Origin of the sequence: Dokdonia sp. LLG6352-1, from assembly GCF_045055815.1 — a bacterium.
GTDB lineage: Bacteria > Bacteroidota > Bacteroidia > Flavobacteriales > Flavobacteriaceae > Dokdonia > Dokdonia donghaensis.
Map to the genome: position 1 here is coordinate 412,969 of NZ_CP159329.1, position 24,532 is coordinate 437,500.

Consider the following 24,532-nt stretch of genomic DNA (forward strand, 5'->3'; position numbering starts at 1 on the left):
CACTAAATCCTACCACAAATGAGAATTACTAGAAGCCTACTTATTCTTTTTTTATTTACAACTCACTTTGCACTATCACAAACTACCAGAGAAGAAAGAAAAGCAATACGTGTAGAGAAGCGTATTAAAAAAATAGAGCGGAGAGATAGCATCTCAAGAATACCCGTAAAATCATATGTGAGTCTTAGTTTAGTAAGTCCTATCACGCCTTTTCCTAGAATAAATGTAGGGTACACGAGATCGCTTAACACTCACTGGTCTGTAGGCGGTAGTGTGGGAGTAGGTTTTCAAGGACTACCATTTACTAGTGAAGAGTCTGAGAACTATAGATTGTTTGAAATACGTCCAGAGGTACTTTACTTTATAGGCAAAGGTGAAAAGTATACAAATTATATTGGGCTAGAGTTGTTTTACATAAACAGTAAAGAAACACTACTTTTTGACACTTTTGAGCCAGTAAATGATTTAAATGGAACTGTTACACAAGTATCATACGAGCGTGCAGATTATCAACGTGTGAAAAATGGATTTTTAGTAAATTTTGGAGAGTACACTAGATTATCAAATAAACTTATGCTCCGTGTTAACTTTGGTCTTGGTATACGTTTTAAAGATAATAGATATAGTGATATTCAAAATCCAACCTTTAATAGATTTGATTTTGAAGATAACTTTTTCTTCGGCGATACAGACCCAAAGCGTATCGAGGGTTTCACAACCGGTGTTGAATTTAATATGGACTTTAGATTAATATACAAGCTAGATTAGAGAGCTACTGCAGCTATCCTCGCTTCTCGCCACAACCCTCGCGATCACGTGTGTCTACTATGTAAAATATCTTCCAGACACCGTTGCGCTTAAAAAGTTGAAAGCTATTAGTCCCGCAATGACTTAGACTACCATTTATGTAAAAAGAATATGGTGTCCAGACATTTGCCATCTTGCCATCCATTTTTATCTCATAGCTATCTATACGCTCTTCGAACGTGGTACTCGCAGGTATACTACAAATAGACTTTAAAAACCCACTAAAGTCTTGCTTGCTCAGTTGTACCTCGCCTAGTTCTCCCTTGCCTATAGATTGCATCATTACATCTGGATGTACGACCTTTTTAATTAAAATAGAGTCTTGAGTGTGAAATCCCTCAAAAAAAGTTTGCACCACCTCCTTAACTACCTGTTCACTATAAACATCTTGATTTGCAGTCTTGTAGTAATCTTTATCTGCCTTTACAAAGGCAAATAATAAGAACACCGCAATCATAGGAATAAAAAGATATTTGAGTCGCATCTATAATGTTTAACACATAGGTATCTAATTTACTACTTTTGTAACAGAAAAAATAAACAAATGTCTACAGCCAAGAAAGAATATAAAAGAGTAACCGTAAAGTCTCTTACTGAGATGAAATCTCGAGGAGAGAAAATATCAATGCTCACAGCCTATGATTATACAATGGCTCAAATTGTAGACGGTGCGGGTATAGATGTGATTCTTGTAGGTGATAGCGCATCAAACGTAATGGCTGGCCACGAGACAACATTACCTATCACTCTTGACCAGATGATTTACCACGCCTCTTCTGTTGTAAGAGCGGCAAACAGAGCGTTAGTAGTGGTTGATCTACCTTTTGGTAGTTATCAAAGTGATCCTAAAGAAGCGCTAAGATCTGCCATACGTATTATGAAAGAATCTGGAGGTCACTCTATAAAACTTGAAGGTGGTAAAGAAGTAAAAGAAAGCATAAAACGTATCCTTAACGCAGGTATCCCAGTAATGGGTCACCTAGGACTTACCCCTCAAAGTATCTATAAATTTGGTACATATACAGTACGAGCTAAGGAAGAAGAAGAAGCTCAAAAACTCAAAGAAGATGCCCTTATGCTTCAAAAAGCAGGTTGTTTTGCTCTCGTACTAGAAAAAGTACCTGCTAAGCTTGCTCAAGAAGTAGCTGAGAGTTTAACCATACCCGTTATAGGGATTGGTGCTGGTGCTGGAGTAGATGGACAAGTACTTGTAACACACGATATGCTGGGTATGACTCACGAGTTCAACCCGCGATTTTTACGTCGTTATCTAGATATGCATACTGAGATGACCTCTGCTTTTGAGAAGTACAGTGCAGATGTAAAATCACAGGACTTCCCTAATGAAGATGAGCAGTATTAATAGTACGCTTTCGCGAAAGCGGTAACCACCCACAATGCACTCCACGCCAGAAAACCTCAACGTTATATATGAAGATAACCACATTATCGTGGTTAATAAACGTAGTGGTGATATTGTGCAAGGAGATAAAACGGGAGACTTGCCACTAAGCGAAGTTGTAAAAAAATATATTGCAGTAAAGTATAATAAGCCAGGAGCGGTTTATCTAGGTGTGGTACACAGGCTAGACAGACCTACTTCTGGCATTGTTATTTTTGCCCGTACCAGCAAGGCGTTACCACGTCTTAACAAGATGTTTTCTGAGCGACAGACTAAAAAAACATACTGGGCACTTGTAAAAAATCCGCCTCCGGCAGAGAGTGGCACGCTTACCCACTTTTTAAAACGCAACCCAAAACAAAACAAAAGCTACGCTCACAAACACGAAGTGCCAGACAGTAAAAAGGCTATTCTAGATTACAGAGTGATTAAAAAGCTTAAGACATTTTATCTTCTTGAGATAGACCTACACACTGGAAGACATCACCAGATACGCGCACAGCTTACGGCCATAGGTTGCCCTATAAAGGGAGATCTTAAATATGGTTTTGACCGCAGTAATCCTGATGGTAGTATAAGTTTGCTTTCGCGAAAGCTTACCCTCACCCACCCCGTAAAAAAGGAAGAAATGACCTTTGTAGCTCAAGTGCCCGAAGGAGATGCTGTGTGGAAGGCCTGTAACTAGGGGCTTCCTACTTATTTCGCGACGCTCTTAAGCTCTCTACCACTACACTAAATAAAATAAGAGAACCTCCTAAAACGGTACGCCATCCAGGTATTTCGTTAAGAAAAATAATACCAAGGATGATTCCGTAAATAGGTTGTACGCTTCCCATTAAACTAGCAGCCGTCACAGAAAACCTTTTAATACTAAAGAGAAACATCGTGTGTCCCAAAGCAGTAGTTATAAGGGCAAGCATCCCTATATAAGGAAGCTCTTTTACAAATCCTTCGGCCTCAAAAATGAAATATGCTGGTATAAGCATTATTGCTATCACCAGCGTTTGATACCACATCACTACAGACCCGTTGTAGGAGCCTATTTTTGTTTTTACCAAGAGGTTACGTATTGCAAAACATAATGCCGACAGTAAACCTATTAATATCGCAAGGAAGTAGTCGTTTTCTGTATCAAAAGAAGGCGCAAGAAAGTAAATGCCTATCAAGACAAGTACCCCTAGTAGCAAGTGCATTTTTGAAAACTGTGTTTTTAAAAACACAGGCTCGAGTAAGCTTGTCATTACTGGATATGTAAATAACGATAACATCCCTATCGCCACGTTAGACAATTGTAATGAGTAGAAATAGGTAATCCAGTGTAGCCCCATAAAAACTCCAGATAGGGCAATTGCGAGTATGTCTTTTCGCGCAAGCGTAAAAGAAAAACCTTTCCATTTTACAAATAGCCCCAGTAGTAACATTGCAAGAAATGAGCGTATACCGATGGTTACGGCTGGAGGCAAATCGATGTATCTACCTAGTACTCCCGAGGTGCTTACAAAAAGCATTGCTAGGTTAATTTCTAATATATGGCGGGTGGTGTTATTTGACATTAAATGGTGTTAGGGTATGTATGTTGTAAAAAGATAAAGTAGAAGATTACCTTATTAATTTTTGCGCTTTTTCTTTAATCACATCTGCAACCGGTCTATTTTCTATCTTACTTTCTAGCCAAGACAACACATCTAGATATAAGAAGGCTCTGCGCTCGTAAGGATCGTCTTCGTATTGTTTGAGCGTACTATGAAGTTTTTTAAACTCGGCTTTAAGTTCGTGAGGATAGATATCTCCCAGGTTGCGCACAAATTTAATCATCTCCTTTTGTACCTCGTGCATATCATCCATCTTAATAAGAAACTTATAGGTGCTTCTTAACAATGACTCAAGATGGTAATCTTTGCCAGCTTCATAATGAGCGATGAGATTAAGAATACGTGAGAAGCACATCAAGTCTTCACGGCTCTTAAGGCTATGATTATTTATAATTTTCTGGCAGTACTCAATACATTTTATGTTATCACCCGCCCCAAAATATAGACTCGCCATCTTGTAATAAAAGATCATCACGTGATGCTCATCTATACGGTATTTGGGCAATTTTAATCCAGTGAGCACCTCCTTAACGAGATCTTCACCATCTTTAAACTCGCCGATCATAAAGCGATGATTAAAGCGGTTACTACTCGTATATAAAAACAGGAGTGTATCTAGATTATCACCTTTAGGGAAGTTAGGGTTTTCCTTTACAGTGGTGAGCTTCTCTAGCGCTTCTCTAAATTTTGACTCGTGTTTGAGGTAAAATAATGACTCTAGTAAATAATGTATCCCTTTGAGATAAAAAACAGGGTTCTGTTTTATCATTAAAGGGTTCTCATCAAATAAGCGCACATAACGATCTGCATACTTGTAACAAGAAAGAAAATCTTGAATAAGAAAACTGTACCAGAGATGCGCTTTATATAACCACATCTTTTCTCTAAAATTGAGCAAGTCGTAATCATAATTAGGCAAGTGTCCATCAAAGTAATCTGTAAGCTCTTGCTTTTCCTTATCACTTTTTACATAGCCCGTTTTGAGCATAATACTATAAAGTTGCAACGACAAGTTAGATAGCTTACTCGCCATAACGTTTTGTTCACTAAGGCTTTTGGCTTGCACAGCAAGCTCATCTGCACGGGTGGCTATACTTCTGGTGATATACTGGGTTTCTATAATTTTTTCTAGCTCTACAATCTCGTATGCAACATTTTTCTCCTCATTCTCTAGCGCCATAGTTTTGGCTTTATCTAGAATTTTAAGGCTTTGCTTGTACAACCCTTTTTGATATAGTATGGTTGCAAAATCAAGCTGCTCTCGTATTTGCACACGTATATTTTGATGTGCAGGAGTAAGCCGCAGGCTTATTAAAAGTTGCCTATAAAGATGCGCTTTGAGGTTAGATAGTTGTGTTTTGGTAACAATTCCAGACTTTAAAATAGCAGCCTCATTGTATGTTTTCTCTTTGTCTAAAAATTCAAAAAGTTGTAAAAATTTTGCCTCGCTATTTCCCACTAGTCGGCCTACGTACAGCTTGAACTGTCGTTTTTCACTCTTAGATAATGACTTTATTAAAATAAATAAAGAGTCATTATGATCATTAAGCGTTGTAATGATTTTTCTCATAACTAATTGAAATACAGATATTTGATTAGACTAAAATTAACCTTGATATCGTAAGACCTCTCATTTGAAAGATTCTCAAAGAATAAGCAAGGTATAAATTCGTGTAGAAATGAAAGCTATGCAAAACGACAAAGTTCAGATTTTTGACACGACTCTTCGTGATGGAGAGCAGGTACCTGGTTGTAAACTAGACAAAAAAGAAAAGCTCTCTATAGCAGAGCGTCTCGATGTTTTAGGTGTAGATGTTATAGAAGCTGGTTTTCCTATTTCCTCTCCTGGAGATTTTAGCTCTGTAGAGGAGATTTCAAAACTTGTAAAAAACGCAACCGTATGCGGTCTCACTCGCGCAGTAGAGAAAGATATTGAGGTTGCCGCACAAGCTTTAAAATATGCAGTTAGACCTAGAATACATACTGGTATAGGTACTAGCGAGTCGCATATGAAGTATAAATTTAATGCAACACCAGAGCAGATTATAGAGCGCGCTGTAAAAGCAACCGCTTACGCGAAAAATTTTGTTGATGATGTAGAGTTTTATGCAGAAGATGCGGGTCGTACAGATAATGCATTTCTTGCAAAGGTGCTTGAGCGAGTCATCGCAGCCGGAGCAACCGTTCTTAATATTCCAGATACTACAGGATATTGTTTACCTGAAGAATATGGAGCAAAAATTAAATACTTGCGTAAAAACGTGAAGGGTATAGAAAACGTAACCCTCTCTTGCCACTGTCACAATGATCTTGGCCTAGCCACTGCAAACAGTATTGCAGGTGTGATAAATGGAGCAAGACAGATAGAATGTACCATAAACGGTATAGGTGAGCGTGCAGGTAACACCTCTCTAGAGGAGGTAGTAATGATCCTTAAACAACACCCCACACTTAATCTTCATACAGACATAAATACTCAACTCCTTTTTGACACGAGCCGTATGGTAAGTGATAAGATGGGAATGGTCGTACAACCTAACAAGGCCATTGTAGGTGCAAATGCCTTTGCGCACAGCTCAGGAATCCATCAGGATGGTATGATAAAAAACAGAGAGACCTACGAGATTATGAATCCTAAAGATGTAGGAGTAAACGAGACATCTATCGTGCTTACAGCAAGAAGCGGTAGAGCAGCACTTGCTTACAGATCAAAAAAAGTAGGATACGAACTAACAAAACTTCAACTAGATGCTGCTTATGAGCAGTTTCTTAATGTGGCAGATAGACAAAAGGAAGTAAAAGACAACGACATACATATGATTATGCAACACATACAGTGCAAAGCTGGAGCCGTAGCATAACTTATAAAACATCATAATTACACACGTAATTTACGAGAGTATACATAGCAATGGGAAAAACACTATTTGATAAAGTCTGGGATGCACACGTGGTAGACACGGTAGATAACGGACCCCAAATCTTATATATAGACAAGCACTTGATACACGAAGTGACGAGTCCGCAGGCATTTAATGAGCTTGAGGAACGTGGCATTGCTGTAGCGCGTCCAGATCAAATAGTTGCCACGGCAGATCATAATACCCCAACTCAAGATCAACATTTACCTATTAGAGATGAGATGTCTCGCAAGCAATTACAACAACTCACAAAAAACTGTGAGAAACATAACATCACCCTCTACGGTCTAGGTCACAAATACAATGGTATTGTACACGTGATGGCACCAGAACTGGGCATCACACAACCAGGTATGACAATGGTTTGTGGCGATAGTCACACCTCAACACACGGAGCCTTTGGCACTATTGCCTTTGGTATCGGGACGAGCCAGGTGGGACAAGTATTTGCGAGTCAGAGCTTGTTACTTAACAAGCCTAAAAGCTTACGCGTTTCTGTAAATGGAACTCTTGCACCGCACGTTTCTCCTAAGGACGTCATTTTGTACATCATCTCAAAAATTGGCACAAACGCTGGTACAGGTTACTTCTGTGAGTATGCAGGTAACGTTTTTGAAGAGATGAGTATGGAAGGCCGTATGACGGTTTGTAATATGAGTATCGAGATGGGTGCTCGTGGCGGTATGATTGCCCCAGATCAAACCACTTTTGATTATGTAGAAGGACGCAAATTTGCTCCGCAGGGTGACGCTTTCGCGAAAGCGGTATCCTACTGGAAAACACTCCCTACAGACCAAGATGCCACTTTTGACAAAGAATATCACTTTGATGCCGAAGATATAGCACCTATGCTCACCTACGGCACAAACCCAGGAATGGGAATAAAAATAAACGGCGCTATACCCGAAAAAGGCGATATGACCTTTGAGAAAGCGCTGGAGTATATGAACTTCAAAGGTGGAGCACAATTACTAGACACGCCTATTAATTATGTGTTTTTAGGAAGTTGTACAAACTCAAGAATAGAAGATTTTAGAATAGCCGCATCATACGTGCGCGGAAAACATAAAGCTGCAAATGTGAACGCCTGGCTAGTACCTGGCTCACAACAAGTAGCAAAGCAACTCGAAGAAGAGGGGCTTAAAGAGGTGTTTGAAGAGGCTGGGTTTGCCTTACGGCAGCCTGGCTGTTCAGCCTGTCTAGCGATGAATGACGATAAAATTCCCGCTGGAGAGTACTGTGTTTCTACCTCAAATAGAAATTTTGAAGGTCGCCAGGGACAAGGCGCAAGGACGATTCTTGCATCCCCCCTTGTTGCTGCTGCAACCGCAATAGCTGGTAAAATAGTAGACGTCACAAAAGAAGCTGTAGCCTAATGGAAAAATTTACAAAACTCATAAGCACAGCAGTACCACTACCTATAGAAAATATTGATACAGACCAGATTATCCCTGCGCGCTTCCTGAAGGCGACAGATAAGAAAGGTTTTGGTGATAACGTTTTTAGAGACTGGCGTTTTAAAAAAGATGGAACGCTGGATGCAGAGTTCCCTATTAATAAACCACAATATGCTGGAGCAAAAATTCTGGTAGCTGGAGATAACTTTGGTTGTGGGTCTAGCCGTGAGCACGCTGCTTGGGCAATTGTAGGGTATGGATTCAAAGTAGTCATCTCAAGCTTTTTTGCAGATATTTTTAAAGGTAATGCACTTAACAACGGCTTGCTTCCTATTCAGGTGACGCCAGAATACCTTAAGGAATTACTAGCAGGTATAGAAGCAAATCCTGAGTTACCTATTACAATAGATCTAAAAAATCAGGTGGTTGAAACCGCTTTCGCGAAAGCGGAATTTGCAATAGATCCTTACAAGAAGGTTTGTATGATTAATGGATATGATGATATCGACTTTCTACTAAGTAAAAAGGCCGAAATAGAAGCCTTTGAAAAAGAACGAATGGTGTTTTAAAAGAACACAATATATAAATGGTTACCAGATCCTCGCCTACTAAGGCGGGGATTTAGTACATAATTCAAACACACACTATGGATTTTAATATTGCAATCATACCTGGAGACGGGATAGGACCAGAAGTTACTGCTCAAGCAAAAAAAGCCCTAGAGGCAGTGGCAGACGAATACGGACATCACTTTACATATACAGAAGCAATGATGGGTGCTTGCGCCATAGACGCGACGGGCAATCCGCTTCCTGAGGAAACACTAGACATTTGTGAGGCATCTGACGCTATATTGTTTGGGGCCATTGGTGATCCCAAATATGACAATGACCCTACAGCCAAAGTTCGCCCAGAACAAGGCCTTTTGAGACTTCGCAAGTCACTAGGATTGTTTTGTAATGTACGCCCTGTAAAGGCTTACGAGCAACTTATAGATAATTCACCTCTTAAAAGAGAGATCATTTCTGGCGCGGATATGTCTATCTATCGCGAACTCACAGGTGGCATCTATTTTGGTGAGAAACATCTTAGTGATGATGGTCAAGTAGCCTCAGACGGTTGCTCATATTCTGTAAAAGAAATTACAAGAATGGCACATCTAGCCTTTAAAGAGGCTCAAAACAGACGAAAAAAATTGACGCTCGTAGATAAAGCAAACGTGCTAGAAACATCAAGGCTGTGGAGAAAAACAGTAACTGAGATTGCCAAAGGATATCCTGATGTAGCGGTAGATTTTCTCTTTGTAGACAATGCAGCGATGCAAATGATTTTAAACCCAAAGCAGTTTGATGTGATCTTAACAGAAAACTTGTTTGGTGATATTATATCTGATGAGGCAAGTGTAATTGGTGGTTCTATAGGACTTCTAGCTTCTGCCTCTATAGGTACAGAAAATGCACTTTTTGAGCCTATACACGGGTCTTACCCGCAAGCTACTGGCAAGGGAATTGCAAATCCGCTGGCTTCTATCTTATCTGCTGCGATGTTATTGAGACATCTCGGGCTTCAAGACGAGGCTGAAAGTATAGAAACCGCTGTAGAAAAATCTTTAGAACTAGGTTTTACAACAGAAGATCTCAAACCAGAAAACCCGTTAAGTACTTCAAAAGTGGGTGACTTTATTGCAGATTATATCTTAAACCCAGAAGACACCAACCGTAATTTTAATAACATACACGCAGGACAGAGCACGATTATTTAATAAGACTTTAGTTGTAAGAGTTACGCTTTCGCGAAAGCGTAATTCCACTCTTATTTTATCTCTATGATGTTTTAGCATTTATTTAATACACTGCTATGTAAGTTAGAAGAATAGAAATAGACCAAACTTTCTTTACTCACCAACATATTAAAAAGATGAAGAAGATTATTCTAGCATTAGGTATTGCAATACTTGCCTGTGTGTCTTGCCAAGAAACAAAAACTAAAACCACGACAACATCTAACGAGGTAGCTATAAATCCAGATCTTGCTGTAAAGCCAGACTCGTGGATTGAGAAACGTGTAGGTGAAGCGCAAGCTAGACTTACTAAAACAGATGCCGGAAAAATAGTGTGGCAAGCGATGGAAGCACACGGCGGACTGGATACTTATTTTAAAAATGGACCGCTTTCTTTTCACTTTGACTATAGACCTGAAGATGGGAGCACACGCCGTAACACTTATCAAACCATTGATACTTGGAGTAATAAGGCACGTCATCAACACGTAGAGGATCGCTCTCAAGAATTTGGGTGGACAGGTGAGAAAACTTGGAAAAAAGTGAAAGACTCTACCGCTTTTCCTTTTGATATGCGTTTTTGGGCACTTACTCCTTATTACTTTCTAGCGCAGCCTTTTATACTAGATGGTGAAGGTGTTAATCTTGAAAAGCTTGCAGATAAAACTCTTAATAATACTAGCTATGACGCTATAAAAGTAACATTTGCCGCAGGAACGGGAGACGCACCAGATGATTATTATGTACTTTATTTTGGGAAAGATAATCACAAACTAGCGGTAATACGTTACATCGTTTCTTACCCTAAATATTTTCCTGATGGTGGTCACCTACCAGAAAAATTAATGACTGTAGAGGGAACAACTATTGTAGACGGTATAGAGTTTGCCACAGGATATAAAACCCACTGGCTCACCGACAATGAAAAAGCTGGCGAGCATATCACAACTATTGATGTATCTGATATTACATTTAAAAAAGATATAGAAAACAGCTATTTTGATGTTCCTGAAAATGCTGTTTTGATAGAGTAGAGCTACAATAATCGTACTATCTAAAAACTTTAAATCCCATCAATCTATTGATGGGATTTTTTTATTTTCTTATCATTTGCTTTACCTACCGCGAGTTTTGCATCGCTTCATTACAAAATGCAAGCATAGATGGTTCTAAGGTTGATTTGTATAAAAAATAGCTATCCTAGTCATAACTTATGCGCTCACGTATCCCACCGCCGGCACGATGTATAATTACATCTGCCTTGCGTTTACGTGCAATACTCTTTGCTTTACGTATGGCAGTACTCTGCTTTTGATGCTTTGAAGTGATACGCTTGTTACCCTCGCGCCTCACAGCCCAGTCCCCTTCATAGGGCACAACGTGCTGATGCCAAGTACGTTTTCTACTTGCCTTGTGAGAGTTTTCATATACGCTTTCTACTATTTCTAGTAATGAACGCAAAAAGGTTTTAATACTACTCATAATACGAAGATACTATTTTACATAAGCTCATTATGTGTATAGAGCCTTCCATACTCATTAAGATACCGCCTTGTCGAATTTGGCTTGTATCTTATCAAGACCTAGGTTATGTATGCTTCCTAAGTGTGAGTGCTCCTTTGTATTTCCTGCTGTAAAAGAACCATTTTCTACCTGCTCCCCTATTTGCTTATATGCTTCTCTAAAAGGCACACCAGCGGTTACAAGATCATTAATAGCATCTACGGTAAAAAGGTGTTGATACTTCTCATCATCCAGATTAACATCCTGCACTTGTACTTGAGCAATAGAAAATTCAAAAATATCTAACACGACCTTAAGGTCCTCAACAGACTTGATAGCATTTTCTTTGAGTAACTGGTAGTCCCTATGATAACCACTTGGTAAATTATTTGTTATCATAATCATTTCTTTTGGGATTGCTTGCAACTGATTGCACTTACCACGAAGCAATTCAAAAACATCTGGATTCTTTTTATGCGGCATTATACTACTCCCCGTAGTAAGTGCATCTGGAAACTTAATGAACCCAAAATTTTGAGAGCAGTACAGACATATATCCATTGCAAAACGACTCAAGGTATTGGCAATATTTGCTACAGCTTGTGTTACCGTACGCTCAGACTTCCCTCTTGATAGTTGAGCTGCAATTACATTGTATTTTAAATCGGCAAATTGAAGTTGCTTGGTAGTCATCTCTCTATCGATAGGAAAACTAGATCCATAACCAGCTGCACTCCCCAGCGGATTTTGATCTACCACCTTCTGCGCTGCTTTGAGTAAGTAAAGGTCATCTATAAGTAACTCTGCATAGGCAGAGAACCAAAGCCCAAATGATGACGGCATCGCCACTTGAAGGTGCGTATATCCAGGTAGTAGGGTGTTTTTATGCGCCTCTGCAAGCTTTAAAAGTGTGTCAAACAATTTCTCTACTCCTTGTGTAATTTGAGATAATTCTGCTTTAAAATAAAGGTTTAACGCCACAATAACTTGATCATTACGAGATCTCGCTGTGTGTATTTTTTTACCGGTATCTCCCAGTGCTTTTACAAGATCACTTTCTATCTTAGAGTGTACATCTTCAAAATCTGCTTCTATAACAAATGTTCCTTCCTGCTCTTGCTTGAGCATAAGGTCTAATTGCTTATTTAAATGCTCGCTCTCCTCTTGTGTAAGCAAGCCTACAGATGCAAGCATCGTCGCGTGTGCCTTGCTAGCTAGCAAATCATACTTAGCAATATGGATGTCAATCTCACGATCATTACCCACCGTAAATGCTTCTATTTTTTGATCTGTTGGTATTCCTTTTTCCCAAAGTTTCATAGGTATCTTATTTGTAGGTTATGCTGTTCACACTATTGCAACAACCCATATTATTTATGCGGTTAAAAATTTTTCTAAGAGCTCGATGTATAATGCTATCCCCTGCTCTATCTCGTGTACATAGACAAACTCATCTGCCATATGAGAGCGAGTGCTGTCGCCTATACCTAGTTTTAAAGATGGACAACTCAAGCAGGCTTGATCAGATAAGGTAGGCGAACCGTAGGTTTCTCTACCTAACGCTATTCCTGCTTGTACTAATTTGTGCTCCTTTGAAATACGCGAACTATTTAATCGCAATGACCGTGGCTGTATTGTGTCACACGGCACATTTGCCACCATATAATCGGCGATTTCTTGGTTGCTGTAATGCTCGTTTACTCTTACATCTATGACGAGTTCTACCTGACTAGGCACTACATTATGCTGACTACCCGCATTAATTTGAGTTACGGTAACCTTAGTAGCACCCAGCGTATCAGACACTTTTTCAAAAGTTGTATTTTCAAACCACTGCAGGGTTTCTATCACATTATAAATAGCCATATTCCCCTTTATATGCGCTGCGTGACCTGCCGTTCCTTTTACTACGGCATCGAAAACAACCAACCCCTTTTCGGCAATGGCGAGGTTCATTAATGTAGGCTCGCCTACAATGGCAACATCTATCTCAGGCAGATGCGCAAGCATACTATTAAGACCATTTGGACCACTTGACTCTTCTTCGGCAGAAGCTACAATTACAATATTATGAGATAAATCCTCACGCTCATAAAAATGTACAAACGCAGTAAGCAATCCTACAAGACTTGCACCTGCATCGTTACTTCCTAGACCGTACAATTTTCCGTCCTTAATTTCGGCATTATAAGGATCTCTTGTATATCCTTTATTTGGCTTAACCGTATCGTGATGCGAGTTGAGAAGCAATAACGGTTTTGATGCGTCGTAATGTTTATTAAATGCGTAGATGTTGTTACGCTTTCGCGAAAGCGTAATCCCCTTCTCCTCTAGCCAGTTTATTATAAGTAAAGCTGTGCCATCTTCTTCACTAGAAAAACTTTGTGTCTCAATGAGTGATTGTAGTAATGCTACGGCGCTATCTATTTGAGTTTTTAAAGACATAGTGTCGTGTGTTTTATAGTGTTATCGCTCAATATATCAACCTCGCCCAGATGCACTCTCATAACGCCTTGATCTAGCGCCTCAAAAGCAGTATCCAGTTTAGGAATCATACCTTCAAATATTTGTCCCGCTGTTTTCATCTCTTTATAAAGCCCTTTATCTATGCTCGTCACTATCGATTCATCATTATTTACATCTTCAAGGACACCTGGTTTTGTAAAACAATAAAACAACTGAACGTTGTAGAAAGAGCTCATTGCTATCGCAATTTTGGCAGCGAGTGTATCTGCATTGGTGTTGAGTAATTGCCCATTACCATCGTGCGTAATTGCCGAAAATACAGGCACTTTACCGTCAGAAAGGAGGTCATTTATAAAACTCACATTGACTCTATCTATATCTCCTACAAAACCATAATCTACCGTCGTCACTTCGCGTTTATGCGCTCTCACGGCATCACCATCTGCGCCAGAAAGTCCTATGGTGTTTTTACCTTTTGCCTGTAGGCCAGCGACAAGCTTCTTGTTGAGAAGTCCGGCATACACCATTGTTACAACCTCCAGCGTAGTCTCATCTGTCACCCTTCTCCCTTCTACTTTTACTGGGACATAACCCAGCTGCTCTTGTAAAGCGGAAGCTTTATTTCCTCCACCGTGTATGATAATAGCAGGACCAGAAATTGCCTTAAAATGCGTGTAAAATGAGGTGAGCAGCTCATCATAATCTACAATGTCTCCACCTATTTTTACTACGGTGAGTTGCTGTTTATTTATCATTGTCCAGTATGTTTTTAAGCACCCATTGTGCAGCCCACGTTCTATTACCAGCTTGCTGAATTACAGCGCTTGACGCGGTGTCTAGCACATCATCTGAAATGACAACGTTACGGCGCACGGGAAGGCAATGCATAACTTTGGCTTGATTGGTTCCCTTAAGTTTTTCGGTATTAATCATCCAGTTACTGTCTTGCGATTGCACCTTGCCATAATCTTCATAGCTGCTCCAGTTTTTTACGTAAATGATATCGGCATTTGCAAAGGCTTCTTTCTGGTTATGAATCACCGGTACTTCTCCACGTATTTCTGGATTGAGATCATAACCCTCTGGATTAGTAATTGTGAAATTTACATTTGCCTTCTGCATCGTTTGTACAAATGAGTTTGCAACTGCGTGCGGCAAGGCTTTAGGGTGTGGTGCCCAGGTCAACACGATATTAGGCTTTTTATTTGCTGCACGTAGACTTTCGGTGAGTTCGTAAATCGTGATTGCATCTGTAAAGCCTTGTAGCGGATGCGCCGTACTGCTTTCTAGATTTACAACGGGCACACTCCCATATTGCATAAATGCAGCAAGTACGACCTCTAGCTCATCTTGACTTTTATCTAACAGCCCTGGAAAAGCTCTCACAGCTAGCACATCACAATATTGCGATAACACCTGCGCAGCCTCTTTAATATGCTCTGCTTTTGTGCCATCCATCACAGTACCATCTTCAAACTCTAGTTGCCAGCTATCACTATTTACATTGAGTGTCATTGTCTCCATCCCAAGGTTTTTGGCAGCTTTTTCGGTGCTTAGTCTTGTACGTAAGCTTGAGTTAAAAAATAGAAGACCTAAGGTTTTTTGTTTTCCCGCTTTCGCGAAAGCGTACGGATACTCCTTCATATACAGCGCTTCTTTAATCGCCATTTCTAAATTAGGAATATCATTTATGGATATGTAGTTCTTCATAACTCTTTGTGTAATGCTTCAAATAGTAAATCTATCTGTGGTTTTTGAATTGTAAGTGGTGGAAGTATTCTGAGCACGTGTTTGTTTTTTGCTCCTCCCGTAAAAATGTGATACTCGTAAATTAGTTTTTTGCGTAATGCTCCTACATCGTAGCCTAAGTCTAGCCCTAGCATTAATCCGCGACCTTTTACAGTCACCCTGTTGCCAAAGGCAAGTGCTTTCTCCCTAAAGTAGGTTTCCATTTCCTTTGCGTGAGACATCAAATGTTCCTTTTCAATCACTTCGAGAACCGCAAGTGTAGCAGCGCAAGCAAGATGATTACCGCCAAAGGTCGTTCCAAGCATCCCATATCGCGCCTCAATAGAGTGATGCACCAGCACACCGCCCACGGGAAAGCCGTTACCCATTCCTTTTGCAATCGTGATAATGTCCGGAGTGATATTATATTTCTGAAAAGCAAAAAACTCTCCAGATCTACCAAAACCAGATTGTACCTCGTCTGCAATGAGTTTTACATCATATTTTTTACAAAGCGCGGCAACATCTTGATAAAACAGCTCTGTAGATTGATCTAAACCTCCTACGCCCTGTATAAATTCTAAAATCACCGCACAGCAATCTCCTTGTTGCAAAGTTTCCTCTAGTTGCTCTGTATTACCCAAGTCAAGTATGGATACTTGGTGTTGTGCATTTATAGGCGCAACGATGCTAGGATTATCGGTAGCTGCTACGGCGGCAGATGTTCTCCCGTGAAAGCTATTTTTAAAGGCTACCACGCGACTTTTACCTGTGTCAAATGACGCTAGTTTTAATCCGTTCTCATTTGCCTCTGCGCCAGAATTACAGAAAAACAAATCATAATCTTCACAACCAGAAAGTGCTCCTAATTTCTGAGCAACCTCCACCTGCAGCGGATTCTGAACTGCATTAGAATAAAACCCAATGGCATCCATCTGCGTTTTTAATTTCTCTATGTAGTGAGGATGCCCGTGACCTATAGAGATCACAGCGTGACCGCCATATAAATCAAGATACTCTTGACCACTTTGATCGTACACATAGCATCCCTTAGCCTTAAGAGGAGCAACATCATAAAGTGGATATACATCAAATAATTTCATACTCTTTATTTTTAAGCACTATGAGATGCTATTAATTTTTTGATAACTAGCCACGATTCCCTTTATGAGAGACGAGCTTAAACCTGAGTGTTCCATCTCATTGAGACCTTCGATGGTACAGCCTTTTGGCGTAGTTACTTTATCAATTTCTGCTTCTGGGTGGTTTCCAGATTTAATAACGAGCGTGGCAGCTCCTAGACAGGTTTGCATAGCAAGTTCTTGCGCTTCTTTTGCGTCAAAACCTAGTTGTATGGCACCCTGCGTAGTTGCTCTTATCAATCGCATCCAGAAAGCAATACCACTCGCACAGATTACCGTAGCAGCTTGCATCTGTCCTTCTGGAATAATAAGACTTGTGCCTAGTTTATTAAAAATGGCTTCGGCTATGGCAATGCGCTTTTCGCCTACTGAATTGCTGCATAAACAAGTCATACTTTGCCCTACAGCAATAGCTGTGTTGGGCATCGCTCGTATAATAAATTGATCGTCTCCTACAATTTCAGCGATTTGTGGCACTTTGAAACCAGTTATCGTAGAGATAATAATGTGTTTCTCTGTAAGTAATTCTTTAATATCTTCAAGTATACCTGCAAAGTGACCTGGCTGTACTGCAAAAATGAGAATGTCGCTTTTTACAACAGCCTCACGGTTATCGCTAGTCGTTATTACTTCCTTGTAGGCATCCCATTTTTCGATGCTAGAAATATCTCTTTTAGTAAGATATAAGCTAGTCACCGCATTGTTTGTGATGAGTCCTTTTGCGATGGCAAGACCTAAATTTCCCGTTCCTATGATTGCTATTTTCATATGTCTATCTTAACTATTAGAGATAACTTGCTTTGAGTTGGAGTCCCGTATCTTGAGCCCAACCAAACATTAGATTCATATTTTCTACAGCTTGACCACTCGCTCCTTTTAAGAGATTATCAATCACACTGGTGATCAATAATTTATTGCCGTGTTTTTCTAAGTGTATAAAACAGTAGTTTGTATTTACCACTTGTTTGAGGTGTAAAGGTGCTTTTACCGCTTTCGCGAAAGCGGAGTCCTTATAAAAATCCTCATAAAGCGCATATGCCTCTTCAATCGTACCCTCATAAAATGTGTAGGCAGTTGCAAAAATCCCTCTAGAAAAATTACCACGCTGCGGAATGAAATGAAGTTCGCTATCAAAACTTTCTTGCAGCTGAACGACAGACTCTCCTATCTCCCCAAGATGCTGATGATTGAAAGCCTTGTAGTGTGAGAAGTTATTATCTCTCCACCCAAAATGCGTAGTAGCACTAGGCTTAACTCCCGCTCCCGTAGCTCCTGTAACGGCATTAATATGCACATCTTGGCTGAGTAATGAAGCGCTCGCCAGCGGCAATAATGCCAGCTGAATAGCAGTGGCAAAGCAGCCAGGGTTTGCAATGTTTTGCGCATTTTTTATTTCCTCTTTATTGATTTCTGGCAAGCCGTAAACAAATGTTCTATCCTTAAAAGTGACATCACTTTTGAGTCTAAACTCATTACTCAAATCAATAATCTTCGTACTTGAAGAAAAGTTATATTGCTCCAGAAATTTACCCGAGTTACCGTGACCTAGACATAAAAAAACTACATCTACACTTGTGTTTAACTCACTTGTAAAAGCAAGATCTACATAAGCAAGATCTTGATGAACAATACCTACTGCATTACCAGCATTACTTGTGCTGTATATAAAATCTATCTCAACTTCTGGGTGATGAATAAGTAGTCTAATGAGCTCCCCAGCAGTATAACCTGCGCCACCTATAATTCCTATTTTTTTCATTTGTTTTGGTTTGCTATGATTCTAGACTGATTACCTAATATTTTTATAAACCCTTTTGCTTCGGCGGCGGTCCATCCTTGGTTTTCTTCTCCATAACTTGCCACCTTAGATTGCATAAGGTCATAATCTGATGTGATGCCTACTACCTCAAATCTATATGGATGTAATACTACTTCTACTTCTCCAGTCACCGTATTCTGGCTGCTCTGTAAAAATGCTTCAAAATCTCTCATTACAGGCTCTAGGTATAATCCCTCATGTAAGTGAGTTCCATACCACAACGCAATGTTTTCTTTGTGTTGTAATTGCCATTTTGAAAGCGTGTGTTTCTCAAGAGTACGATGTGCTTCGAGTATAATTATTGGAGCTGCAGCTTCAAAACCTACTCTTCCTTTTATACCAATAATGGTGTCTCCCACGTGCATCCCGCGACCTATGGCATACTTGCTTGCGATGTCTTCTAGTTGCTCTATAATCTCTACTGGTGAACCTTGCTTTCCATTGAGTGAAGTAGGTTCCCCTTGTGTAAAGCCAATCTTTAAGGTTTGTGAATCGCTAGCCTCCAGCTGACTAGGATATGCATCCTCAGGCAGTGTTTGATGTGAGGTTAGAGTTTGAGCACCCCCTACACTTGTACCCCACAAACCTTGATTTATAGAATACTGTGCCTTCTCCCAAGACCAAGAAATACCGTGACTCTGTAGGTAATCGATTTCTTGCTTTCGCGAAAGCGTTTGATCTCTTATCGGCGTTATTATTTCTAACTCTGGCACAATGGTCTGGAACGTCATATCAAAACGCACCTGATCGTTACCTGCACCCGTACTACCGTGAGCAATAGCATCTGCGTTTTGAGCTTTGGCAAATTTTGCAATCTCTATGGCTTGTACGATACGCTCTGCACTTACAGAAAGTGGGTAACTGTTGTTCTTAAGTACATTACCGAAAATTAGATACTTTACCACCGTATCATAAAAAGTAGCTATGGCATCTATGTTTGTATATGATGTCGCTCCTAGTGCAAGCGCTTTCTCTTTATTATTTGCGATTTCTTGATCTGTAAATCCGCCTGTATTTACACTTACAGCGTGTACTTCATACCCCATTTCTGCAGTAAAATATTTTACACAATAGCTTGTATCGAGTCCTCCTGAGTATGCTAAGATTAATTTTTTCATTACTTATTTTTTTTAAGGAATAGCTTTTCCTTTATTTGTTTCAGCCTGTTAAAAACAGGTGCTTTTACAGTATTTTTTTCTGTAGATTTTGATTCTTTTGATGGGTCATAGAGCATCCCCGTGCATAAGCACATCTTTTGTTCTGTACGTGTGAGTACATCAAAGTTCTTGCAGGTCTGGCAACCTTTCCAGAAGCTTTCATCTGTTGTGAGTTCAGAAAACGTGACGGGTTTATAACCTAGGTCACTATTAATCTTCATCACAGCAAGACCCGTAGTGATTCCGAAGATTTTTGCGTCTGGATAACGCTTTCGCGAAAGCGTAAATATCTCTCCTTTAATTTTTTTGGCAAGTCCCTGTCCTCTGAAGTCTGGGTGTACAATAAGTCCAGAGTTGGCAATAAATTTCTCGTGTCCCCAAGCTTCTATATAACAGAAGCCCGCAAAAACGTCACCCTCTAAAGCGATGACAGCATTACCTGCTTCCATCTTTGAGATGACATATTCTGGAGTTCTACGAGCGATTCCTGTACCACGTACCTTAGATGACTCTGCGATGGTATCACAGATAATCTGAGCATATGGTGTGTGCGAAATCGTGGCTACAACAATTTGCATAGCGATGATTTAAGTTAAAATGTATATTGAAAATGTGACGGTTCCTTTTGTGGAAAACGGGATAGGACTCACCTGCCATCCCTCATTAATGAGCTACCCTTACGGGCGGCGGCGGAAGCGTCGTACAGGAACAGGAAGTAATTGCATAGCAGGTCTTGCAGCAAGAAGTGCTGTAAGGCTATTTGAGATATGTGCAATTATTCTATTCATACTAATGGCTCAAAGGTAGCAACTTATTTGAGCTAGCAATGCACTTTTAGAATTAATTATATAAAAACTACCTTTTTTATGTAATTAAATAAGATTTTTAGACTTGACTATAAGAATCTTAATTAATGGGTTTTAGATTGTGAAATACTCAACATAAGGGGTTTAAAACAAAAGAGGCTAGCGCATAATGCGCTAGCCTCTTTATAAAAATAATAACTAAATCTTACAGTTACTTTGCAATATTGACCGCTCTGGTCTCTCGTATTACGGTAACTTTTACTTGACCTGGGTAGGTCATATCTGTTTGGATTTTTTGAGAAATTTCAAAAGATAGTGATGAAGCTTTATCATCATTAACCTTCTCACTCTCTACAATAACACGTAGTTCACGTCCTGCTTGAATAGCATAAGCCTTCTTCACACCTTGGAATCCAAAAGCTATTTCCTCAAGATCTTTGAGACGTTGTATGTATGAATCTAATACCTGACGACGTGCACCTGGTCTCGCTCCACTTATAGCATCACAAACCTGTACAATAGGAGAAAGTAAACTTGTCATCTCAATCTCATCGTGGTGAGCACCTATAGCATTACATACGTCTGGCTTCTCTCCATACTTCTCTGCCCATTGCATTCCTAAGATTGCGTGTGGTGTTTCTGTCTCTGTATCTGGCACTTTACCTATATCGTGTAAAAGTCCAGCTCTACGAGCAAGTTTTGCATTTACGCCTAACTCTGCTGCCATCACACTACAAAGTTTTGCAACCTCCCTACTGTGTTGTAATAGGTTTTGACCATAAGAAGAACGGTACTTCATACGCCCTACCGCTTTAATAAGCTCTGGGTGTAAACCGTGTATTCCTAAGTCGATTACTGTGCGCTTTCCTACTTCTACAATCTCTTGCTCAATTTGTCTCGTTGTTTTCTGTACAACTTCTTCAATTCTTGCTGGGTGTATACGACCATCTGTTACAAGTTTGTGTAATGATAAACGAGCTACCTCACGGCGCACACTGTCAAAACAAGAAAGTATAATTGCCTCTGGAGTATCATCTACAATAATTTCAACACCTGTTGCTGCTTCAATAGCACGTATATTACGACCTTCTCTACCTATAATTCTACCTTTTACATCGTCACTTTCAAGGTTAAAAACAGATACACAGTTTTCTACTGCTTCCTCTGTTCCTATGCGTTGTATGGTATTAATGATAATTTTTTTGGCCTCTTGCTCTGCAGTCATTTTTGCCTCCTCGATAGAAGTTTGCACGTGCTTCATAGCATCTGCCTTGGCTTGGTCTTTCAAAGTAGTTACAAGTTGACTTTTTGCTTCTTCGGCAGACAGTCCAGAGATTACCTCAAGTTGCTGCACCGTACTCTGGTGCATTTTTTCAGCTTCGGCCTTTTTCTTATCGACGTATTCTAAGCGCTTATCGTAATCTTTAATTCTATCTTCAAGAGATTGATTTAATTTTTTATTTCGCGAAAGCTCACCACTTACTTGAGATTCTTTGTCACGAGTGCGCTTCTCGGCCTCGTTCATTTTTTTATCTCTTCCTAAGATTACTTTTTCGTGCTCTGCTTTAAGCTCGATAAATTTTTCTTTGGCTTGAAGTATTTTATCTTTTTTGATAGACTCGCCCTCAGACTTAGCTTCTTTTAAGATGCCCTGAGCACTTTTCTTTGCGCGTTTAATGATTTGTGATGCATTGTTACGTTCTAACATTTTTGCAATAAGGAATCCTAGTGCAAGAGCAATCACACCTACTATAAACAAGAGTGCGTTATGTTCCATAATTTTGACTTAATATTATAATGCCTTTACAGGCGCTACTGATGGTTGATTGTTAAGGTTTTTAAAAACCTCACTATCTCGCGATGAGATATAAAAAAAGCCCACATTGATAGTGCATTTCGTATAAACTCCTAATAGTAAGGATTAGAGCTATAAAGCTGATCAAGGTTCCGTCTACCTAGAACAAGTCTAGTAACGGCGTGCTTTTACAACTTAGAGTCACTCTTTATAAAAAATAACTGTTGAGTTTATCAAAATAATAATCAATGCAGGCAGTAATATGCTGTTGTATGTAAAGAACGTTATGACAAACTATCATCTAGAAGGTCTGCCAGCTTTTGTAATCTAGCCGCAGTTTCCTCACTTAGTGAGTCTTCACTTATAGTTTTTTGGGTAACCTGAGATGCAAATTGAAGTGCACACATTGCGAGTACATCCTGTTTATCTCTAACGGCATAGCTTTGCTCAAATTGCTTGACCATTGCCTCAATCTCTTTTGTTGCTTTACGCAATCCCTCTTCTTGGGATGGATGAATCGTGAGTGGGTACACACGATCTGCTATAGACAACTTGATTTTGAGCTTGTCTGCCATAATTTATTATTCTGCAAGTGATGCAATACAAGCATCTATCTCACGCACTAAAGAGTTTATCTTTAGTTTGGTTTCCCTTTTATAATCGTTACTGCCTAGTAATGCATTTGCGGTTTTGAGAGTCTTTATCTTCTGCTCACGATTTTCTAACACCTCTTTTAGTTTTAGATTTTCTTGTTGCAATGCGGTAAGTTCCGTTTCCAGTTCTACCCGCGTTTGCTTCACATCTTTGTATTGTTTCAACAAAGCAGCGATTTTGTACTCAAGAGAATCTACAACTTCAGAAAGACTACTCATAAAACATCTGCATTTCTACGTAACACAAAGTTAACATTTGAAAAATAGCCGTGCAATGGATAGTCGTTAAAATTTAAAAGTCGCAATTTGTGGTAGTAAATCAATACATTTTTAATGACAAATTTTCTTTTTTACGCTTTCGCGAAAGCGTAATCACACCCCTTATTATCCTAATAACAATTATCAAAATTAAATACTAGACGTGTCAACTCTTAGTAAAATGTATAAGCATAAACTTAATAACAAATGTTCTTGTGGGCCATTATACCTATTTTTGTAAAAACCAATTACCTACTGTGACTTTTACAAAAACAACCGAAACGGATTCTCGCTACGACAATTTAGAACATATGAGTACCTCAGAGTTGCTCATTAATATCAATACAGAAGATAAAACGGTACCGCTTGCTGTTGAAAAAGCGCTGCCTCAAATTGAAAAACTTATAGAATTGATTGTTCTCAAAATGAAAAAAGGAGGACGCCTTTTTTATATGGGAGCAGGCACTAGCGGAAGACTAGGAGTGGTAGATGCCAGCGAGTGTCCACCTACATTTGGTGTAAGTAAAGATCTAGTAGTAGGAATAATTGCGGGTGGTGACAAAGCTATACGAGATGCTGTCGAGTTTGCCGAAGATAGCACAAATCAAGGATGGAATGACCTTAAGGCACACAATGTAACAAGCGACGATGTGGTAATAGGTATTGCCGCATCTGGCACCACACCTTACGTAATAGCTGCTCTTGAGGCCTGTAATGCAAATGCTATTACAACAGGTTGTATCACTTGCAATGCTGGGAGTCCTCTTGCACAAACGGCTCTTTATCCTATAGAAGTAGTTGTAGGACCCGAGTTTGTAACTGGCAGCTCGCGTATGAAAGCAGGTACAGCACAAAAACTTGTACTGAATATGATCTCAACAGCTTCGATGATTAAAATGGGTCACGTTAAAGGTAATAAAATGGTGGATATGCAGCTTAGCAATGATAAGCTAGTAGATCGCGGCACAAAAATGATTGCAAACCACTTGAAAATAGACTACAACGAGGCCAATAGATTACTAACAGCACACGGTAGCGTGCGTAAAGCGATAGACAACTATGCACACAAATAAAGAAAAATTACTAAAAGGTGTTAAGCTTATGGGCGGTACATTAATACTTCTCATTACAGCTCCTATTGTTCTCAACTCTTCGTTTAAGAATCAAGACCACCCTATGTTTATACCTGTATTAGGCATAGGCATAGTTCTACTGGTTGCAGCGATTTATTTTGGTTTCAAAGGAATACGCACTCTTATGGGAGCACTCTTTAATGATTAGTTATCAAAGTAACAATCTATAAACT

Annotated in this window: 26 protein-coding genes and 1 other RNA gene; 10 read left to right on the forward strand and 17 right to left on the reverse strand. The window is 39.6% G+C overall.

Going from position 1 to position 24,532, the window contains the following annotated elements:
* The first annotated feature begins 18 nt into the window (after positions 1 to 18).
* Positions 19 to 768, forward strand: coding sequence for a hypothetical protein (locus ABVM49_RS01890; protein ID WP_405202790.1), 750 nt, complete (start codon positions 19 to 21; stop codon positions 766 to 768).
* Between the two features lie 13 nt (positions 769 to 781).
* On the opposite strand, the gene ABVM49_RS01895 is transcribed toward ABVM49_RS01890, so the two are convergent.
* The gene (locus ABVM49_RS01895) at positions 782 to 1,291 is read right to left on the reverse strand and encodes a nuclear transport factor 2 family protein (protein WP_405202791.1); all 510 of its coding nucleotides are present in this window, start codon (positions 1,289 to 1,291) and stop codon (positions 782 to 784) included.
* Between the two features lie 60 nt (positions 1,292 to 1,351).
* Between ABVM49_RS01895 and panB the strand changes: the two genes are divergently transcribed.
* Together panB and ABVM49_RS01905 are read left to right on the forward strand one after the other, a co-directional pair.
* On the forward strand, positions 1,352 to 2,170 hold the full coding sequence (gene panB / locus ABVM49_RS01900; protein ID WP_035327403.1) for a 3-methyl-2-oxobutanoate hydroxymethyltransferase: 819 nt from the start codon (positions 1,352 to 1,354) through the stop codon (positions 2,168 to 2,170).
* Positions 2,171 to 2,204: 34 nt separating this feature from the next.
* A complete protein-coding gene (locus ABVM49_RS01905) occupies positions 2,205 to 2,894 on the forward strand; it encodes an RluA family pseudouridine synthase (RefSeq protein WP_035336357.1) in 690 nt (229 codons plus the stop codon).
* Positions 2,895 to 2,901: 7 nt separating this feature from the next.
* Here the strand turns inward: ABVM49_RS01905 and ABVM49_RS01910 are convergent, their stop codons facing one another.
* The gene (locus ABVM49_RS01910; protein WP_405202793.1) at positions 2,902 to 3,762 is read right to left on the reverse strand and encodes a DMT family transporter; all 861 of its coding nucleotides are present in this window, start codon (positions 3,760 to 3,762) and stop codon (positions 2,902 to 2,904) included.
* 46 nt (positions 3,763 to 3,808) lie between these two features.
* A complete protein-coding gene (locus tag ABVM49_RS01915; protein WP_405202794.1) occupies positions 3,809 to 5,371 on the reverse strand; it encodes a hypothetical protein in 1,563 nt (520 codons plus the stop codon).
* A gap of 118 nt (positions 5,372 to 5,489) precedes the next feature.
* On the opposite strand from ABVM49_RS01915, the gene ABVM49_RS01920 reads away from it, so the two are divergent.
* From ABVM49_RS01920 to ABVM49_RS01940, 5 genes are all read left to right on the forward strand, one after another.
* Positions 5,490 to 6,662 (forward strand): 2-isopropylmalate synthase, encoded by a 1,173-nt coding sequence (locus ABVM49_RS01920; protein ID WP_405202795.1) that lies wholly within the window; start codon positions 5,490 to 5,492, stop codon positions 6,660 to 6,662.
* Between the two features lie 50 nt (positions 6,663 to 6,712).
* On the forward strand, positions 6,713 to 8,098 hold the full coding sequence (leuC, locus tag ABVM49_RS01925) for a 3-isopropylmalate dehydratase large subunit (protein ID WP_405202796.1): 1,386 nt from the start codon (positions 6,713 to 6,715) through the stop codon (positions 8,096 to 8,098).
* Positions 8,098 to 8,688: a 3-isopropylmalate dehydratase small subunit gene (gene leuD, locus ABVM49_RS01930; protein ID WP_405202797.1), complete on the forward strand. Its 591-nt coding sequence runs from the start codon at positions 8,098 to 8,100 to the stop codon at positions 8,686 to 8,688. Before leuC ends, leuD begins: the two co-directional genes overlap by 1 nt.
* A gap of 77 nt (positions 8,689 to 8,765) precedes the next feature.
* The gene (gene leuB / locus ABVM49_RS01935; RefSeq protein ID WP_405202798.1) at positions 8,766 to 9,881 is read left to right on the forward strand and encodes a 3-isopropylmalate dehydrogenase; all 1,116 of its coding nucleotides are present in this window, start codon (positions 8,766 to 8,768) and stop codon (positions 9,879 to 9,881) included.
* 155 nt (positions 9,882 to 10,036) lie between these two features.
* The gene (locus ABVM49_RS01940; protein WP_405202799.1) at positions 10,037 to 10,933 is read left to right on the forward strand and encodes a hypothetical protein; all 897 of its coding nucleotides are present in this window, start codon (positions 10,037 to 10,039) and stop codon (positions 10,931 to 10,933) included.
* Positions 10,934 to 11,099: 166 nt separating this feature from the next.
* On the opposite strand, the gene ABVM49_RS01945 is transcribed toward ABVM49_RS01940, so the two are convergent.
* The 14 genes from ABVM49_RS01945 to ABVM49_RS02010 form a co-directional block, all read right to left on the reverse strand.
* Positions 11,100 to 11,381 carry a DUF2188 domain-containing protein gene (locus ABVM49_RS01945; RefSeq protein WP_405202800.1) on the reverse strand — a complete coding sequence of 94 codons (282 nt, stop codon included), beginning with the start codon at positions 11,379 to 11,381 and terminating at the stop codon, positions 11,100 to 11,102.
* 57 nt (positions 11,382 to 11,438) lie between these two features.
* Complete coding sequence (gene argH, locus ABVM49_RS01950) at positions 11,439 to 12,722, reverse strand: argininosuccinate lyase (protein WP_405202801.1); 1,284 nt, start codon at positions 12,720 to 12,722, stop codon at positions 11,439 to 11,441.
* A 54-nt stretch (positions 12,723 to 12,776) separates the two neighbouring features.
* Complete coding sequence (locus ABVM49_RS01955; protein WP_405202802.1) at positions 12,777 to 13,847, reverse strand: M20 family metallo-hydrolase; 1,071 nt, start codon at positions 13,845 to 13,847, stop codon at positions 12,777 to 12,779.
* Positions 13,838 to 14,623, reverse strand: coding sequence for an acetylglutamate kinase (argB, locus tag ABVM49_RS01960; protein ID WP_405202803.1), 786 nt, complete (start codon positions 14,621 to 14,623; stop codon positions 13,838 to 13,840). The genes ABVM49_RS01955 and argB overlap by 10 nt, the downstream gene beginning before the upstream one ends.
* Positions 14,613 to 15,578: an N-acetylornithine carbamoyltransferase gene (locus ABVM49_RS01965; protein ID WP_405202804.1), complete on the reverse strand. Its 966-nt coding sequence runs from the start codon at positions 15,576 to 15,578 to the stop codon at positions 14,613 to 14,615. Before ABVM49_RS01965 ends, argB begins: the two co-directional genes overlap by 11 nt.
* Positions 15,575 to 16,699 carry an aspartate aminotransferase family protein gene (locus ABVM49_RS01970; protein ID WP_405202805.1) on the reverse strand — a complete coding sequence of 375 codons (1,125 nt, stop codon included), beginning with the start codon at positions 16,697 to 16,699 and terminating at the stop codon, positions 15,575 to 15,577. Before ABVM49_RS01970 ends, ABVM49_RS01965 begins: the two co-directional genes overlap by 4 nt.
* An 18-nt stretch (positions 16,700 to 16,717) precedes the next feature.
* On the reverse strand, positions 16,718 to 17,506 hold the full coding sequence (gene proC, locus ABVM49_RS01975; RefSeq protein WP_405202806.1) for a pyrroline-5-carboxylate reductase: 789 nt from the start codon (positions 17,504 to 17,506) through the stop codon (positions 16,718 to 16,720).
* A 16-nt stretch (positions 17,507 to 17,522) separates the two neighbouring features.
* Positions 17,523 to 18,497, reverse strand: a complete 975-nt coding sequence (argC, locus tag ABVM49_RS01980) for an N-acetyl-gamma-glutamyl-phosphate reductase (protein WP_405202807.1) — start codon at positions 18,495 to 18,497, stop codon at positions 17,523 to 17,525.
* Positions 18,494 to 19,675, reverse strand: coding sequence for an argininosuccinate synthase (gene argG, locus ABVM49_RS01985; RefSeq protein ID WP_035336342.1), 1,182 nt, complete (start codon positions 19,673 to 19,675; stop codon positions 18,494 to 18,496). Before argG ends, argC begins: the two co-directional genes overlap by 4 nt.
* Positions 19,675 to 20,292 (reverse strand): GNAT family N-acetyltransferase, encoded by a 618-nt coding sequence (locus ABVM49_RS01990; RefSeq protein ID WP_035336340.1) that lies wholly within the window; start codon positions 20,290 to 20,292, stop codon positions 19,675 to 19,677. The genes argG and ABVM49_RS01990 overlap by 1 nt, the downstream gene beginning before the upstream one ends.
* Before the next feature lie 439 nt (positions 20,293 to 20,731).
* Complete coding sequence (gene rny, locus ABVM49_RS01995; RefSeq protein ID WP_038599361.1) at positions 20,732 to 22,297, reverse strand: ribonuclease Y; 1,566 nt, start codon at positions 22,295 to 22,297, stop codon at positions 20,732 to 20,734.
* A gap of 125 nt (positions 22,298 to 22,422) precedes the next feature.
* A non-coding RNA gene (gene ssrS, locus ABVM49_RS02000) (6S RNA) lies at positions 22,423 to 22,545 on the reverse strand.
* Positions 22,546 to 22,599: 54 nt separating this feature from the next.
* A complete protein-coding gene (locus ABVM49_RS02005) occupies positions 22,600 to 22,890 on the reverse strand; it encodes a cell division protein ZapA (RefSeq protein WP_035327370.1) in 291 nt (96 codons plus the stop codon).
* A gap of 6 nt (positions 22,891 to 22,896) precedes the next feature.
* The gene (locus ABVM49_RS02010) at positions 22,897 to 23,187 is read right to left on the reverse strand and encodes a hypothetical protein (RefSeq protein ID WP_035327369.1); all 291 of its coding nucleotides are present in this window, start codon (positions 23,185 to 23,187) and stop codon (positions 22,897 to 22,899) included.
* A gap of 296 nt (positions 23,188 to 23,483) precedes the next feature.
* Between ABVM49_RS02010 and murQ the strand changes: the two genes are divergently transcribed.
* A complete protein-coding gene (murQ, locus tag ABVM49_RS02015) occupies positions 23,484 to 24,299 on the forward strand; it encodes an N-acetylmuramic acid 6-phosphate etherase (RefSeq protein ID WP_405202809.1) in 816 nt (271 codons plus the stop codon).
* Positions 24,286 to 24,507, forward strand: a complete 222-nt coding sequence (locus tag ABVM49_RS02020) for a DUF6095 family protein (RefSeq protein WP_375253249.1) — start codon at positions 24,286 to 24,288, stop codon at positions 24,505 to 24,507. The genes murQ and ABVM49_RS02020 overlap by 14 nt, the downstream gene beginning before the upstream one ends.
* Positions 24,508 to 24,532: the final 25 nt, after the last annotated feature.

Coding starts and splice junctions, on each gene's coding strand:
- ABVM49_RS01970 (WP_405202805.1), bottom strand. CDS start 16,699: ATGAAATTATTTGATGTATATCCACTTTATGATGTTGCTCCTCTTAAG.
- argH (WP_405202801.1), bottom strand. CDS start 12,722: ATGAAACTTTGGGAAAAAGGAATACCAACAGATCAAAAAATAGAAGCA.
- rny (WP_038599361.1), bottom strand. CDS start 22,297: ATGGAACATAACGCACTCTTGTTTATAGTAGGTGTGATTGCTCTTGCA.
- argB (WP_405202803.1), bottom strand. CDS start 14,623: ATGATAAATAAACAGCAACTCACCGTAGTAAAAATAGGTGGAGACATT.
- ABVM49_RS01940 (WP_405202799.1), top strand. CDS start 10,037: ATGAAGAAGATTATTCTAGCATTAGGTATTGCAATACTTGCCTGTGTG.
- ABVM49_RS02010 (WP_035327369.1), bottom strand. CDS start 23,187: ATGAGTAGTCTTTCTGAAGTTGTAGATTCTCTTGAGTACAAAATCGCT.
- ABVM49_RS01990 (WP_035336340.1), bottom strand. CDS start 20,292: ATGCAAATTGTTGTAGCCACGATTTCGCACACACCATATGCTCAGATT.
- ABVM49_RS01945 (WP_405202800.1), bottom strand. CDS start 11,381: ATGAGTAGTATTAAAACCTTTTTGCGTTCATTACTAGAAATAGTAGAA.
- ABVM49_RS01965 (WP_405202804.1), bottom strand. CDS start 15,578: ATGAAGAACTACATATCCATAAATGATATTCCTAATTTAGAAATGGCG.
- argC (WP_405202807.1), bottom strand. CDS start 18,497: ATGAAAAAAATAGGAATTATAGGTGGCGCAGGTTATACTGCTGGGGAG.
- ABVM49_RS01915 (WP_405202794.1), bottom strand. CDS start 5,371: ATGAGAAAAATCATTACAACGCTTAATGATCATAATGACTCTTTATTT.
- ABVM49_RS01895 (WP_405202791.1), bottom strand. CDS start 1,291: ATGCGACTCAAATATCTTTTTATTCCTATGATTGCGGTGTTCTTATTA.
- ABVM49_RS02020 (WP_375253249.1), top strand. CDS start 24,286: ATGCACACAAATAAAGAAAAATTACTAAAAGGTGTTAAGCTTATGGGC.
- ABVM49_RS01890 (WP_405202790.1), top strand. CDS start 19: ATGAGAATTACTAGAAGCCTACTTATTCTTTTTTTATTTACAACTCAC.
- leuD (WP_405202797.1), top strand. CDS start 8,098: ATGGAAAAATTTACAAAACTCATAAGCACAGCAGTACCACTACCTATA.
- ABVM49_RS01920 (WP_405202795.1), top strand. CDS start 5,490: ATGCAAAACGACAAAGTTCAGATTTTTGACACGACTCTTCGTGATGGA.
- leuC (WP_405202796.1), top strand. CDS start 6,713: ATGGGAAAAACACTATTTGATAAAGTCTGGGATGCACACGTGGTAGAC.
- panB (WP_035327403.1), top strand. CDS start 1,352: ATGTCTACAGCCAAGAAAGAATATAAAAGAGTAACCGTAAAGTCTCTT.
- ABVM49_RS01910 (WP_405202793.1), bottom strand. CDS start 3,762: ATGTCAAATAACACCACCCGCCATATATTAGAAATTAACCTAGCAATG.
- ABVM49_RS01955 (WP_405202802.1), bottom strand. CDS start 13,847: ATGTCTTTAAAAACTCAAATAGATAGCGCCGTAGCATTACTACAATCA.
- leuB (WP_405202798.1), top strand. CDS start 8,766: ATGGATTTTAATATTGCAATCATACCTGGAGACGGGATAGGACCAGAA.
- ABVM49_RS01905 (WP_035336357.1), top strand. CDS start 2,205: ATGCACTCCACGCCAGAAAACCTCAACGTTATATATGAAGATAACCAC.
- ABVM49_RS02005 (WP_035327370.1), bottom strand. CDS start 22,890: ATGGCAGACAAGCTCAAAATCAAGTTGTCTATAGCAGATCGTGTGTAC.
- proC (WP_405202806.1), bottom strand. CDS start 17,506: ATGAAAATAGCAATCATAGGAACGGGAAATTTAGGTCTTGCCATCGCA.
- argG (WP_035336342.1), bottom strand. CDS start 19,675: ATGAAAAAATTAATCTTAGCATACTCAGGAGGACTCGATACAAGCTAT.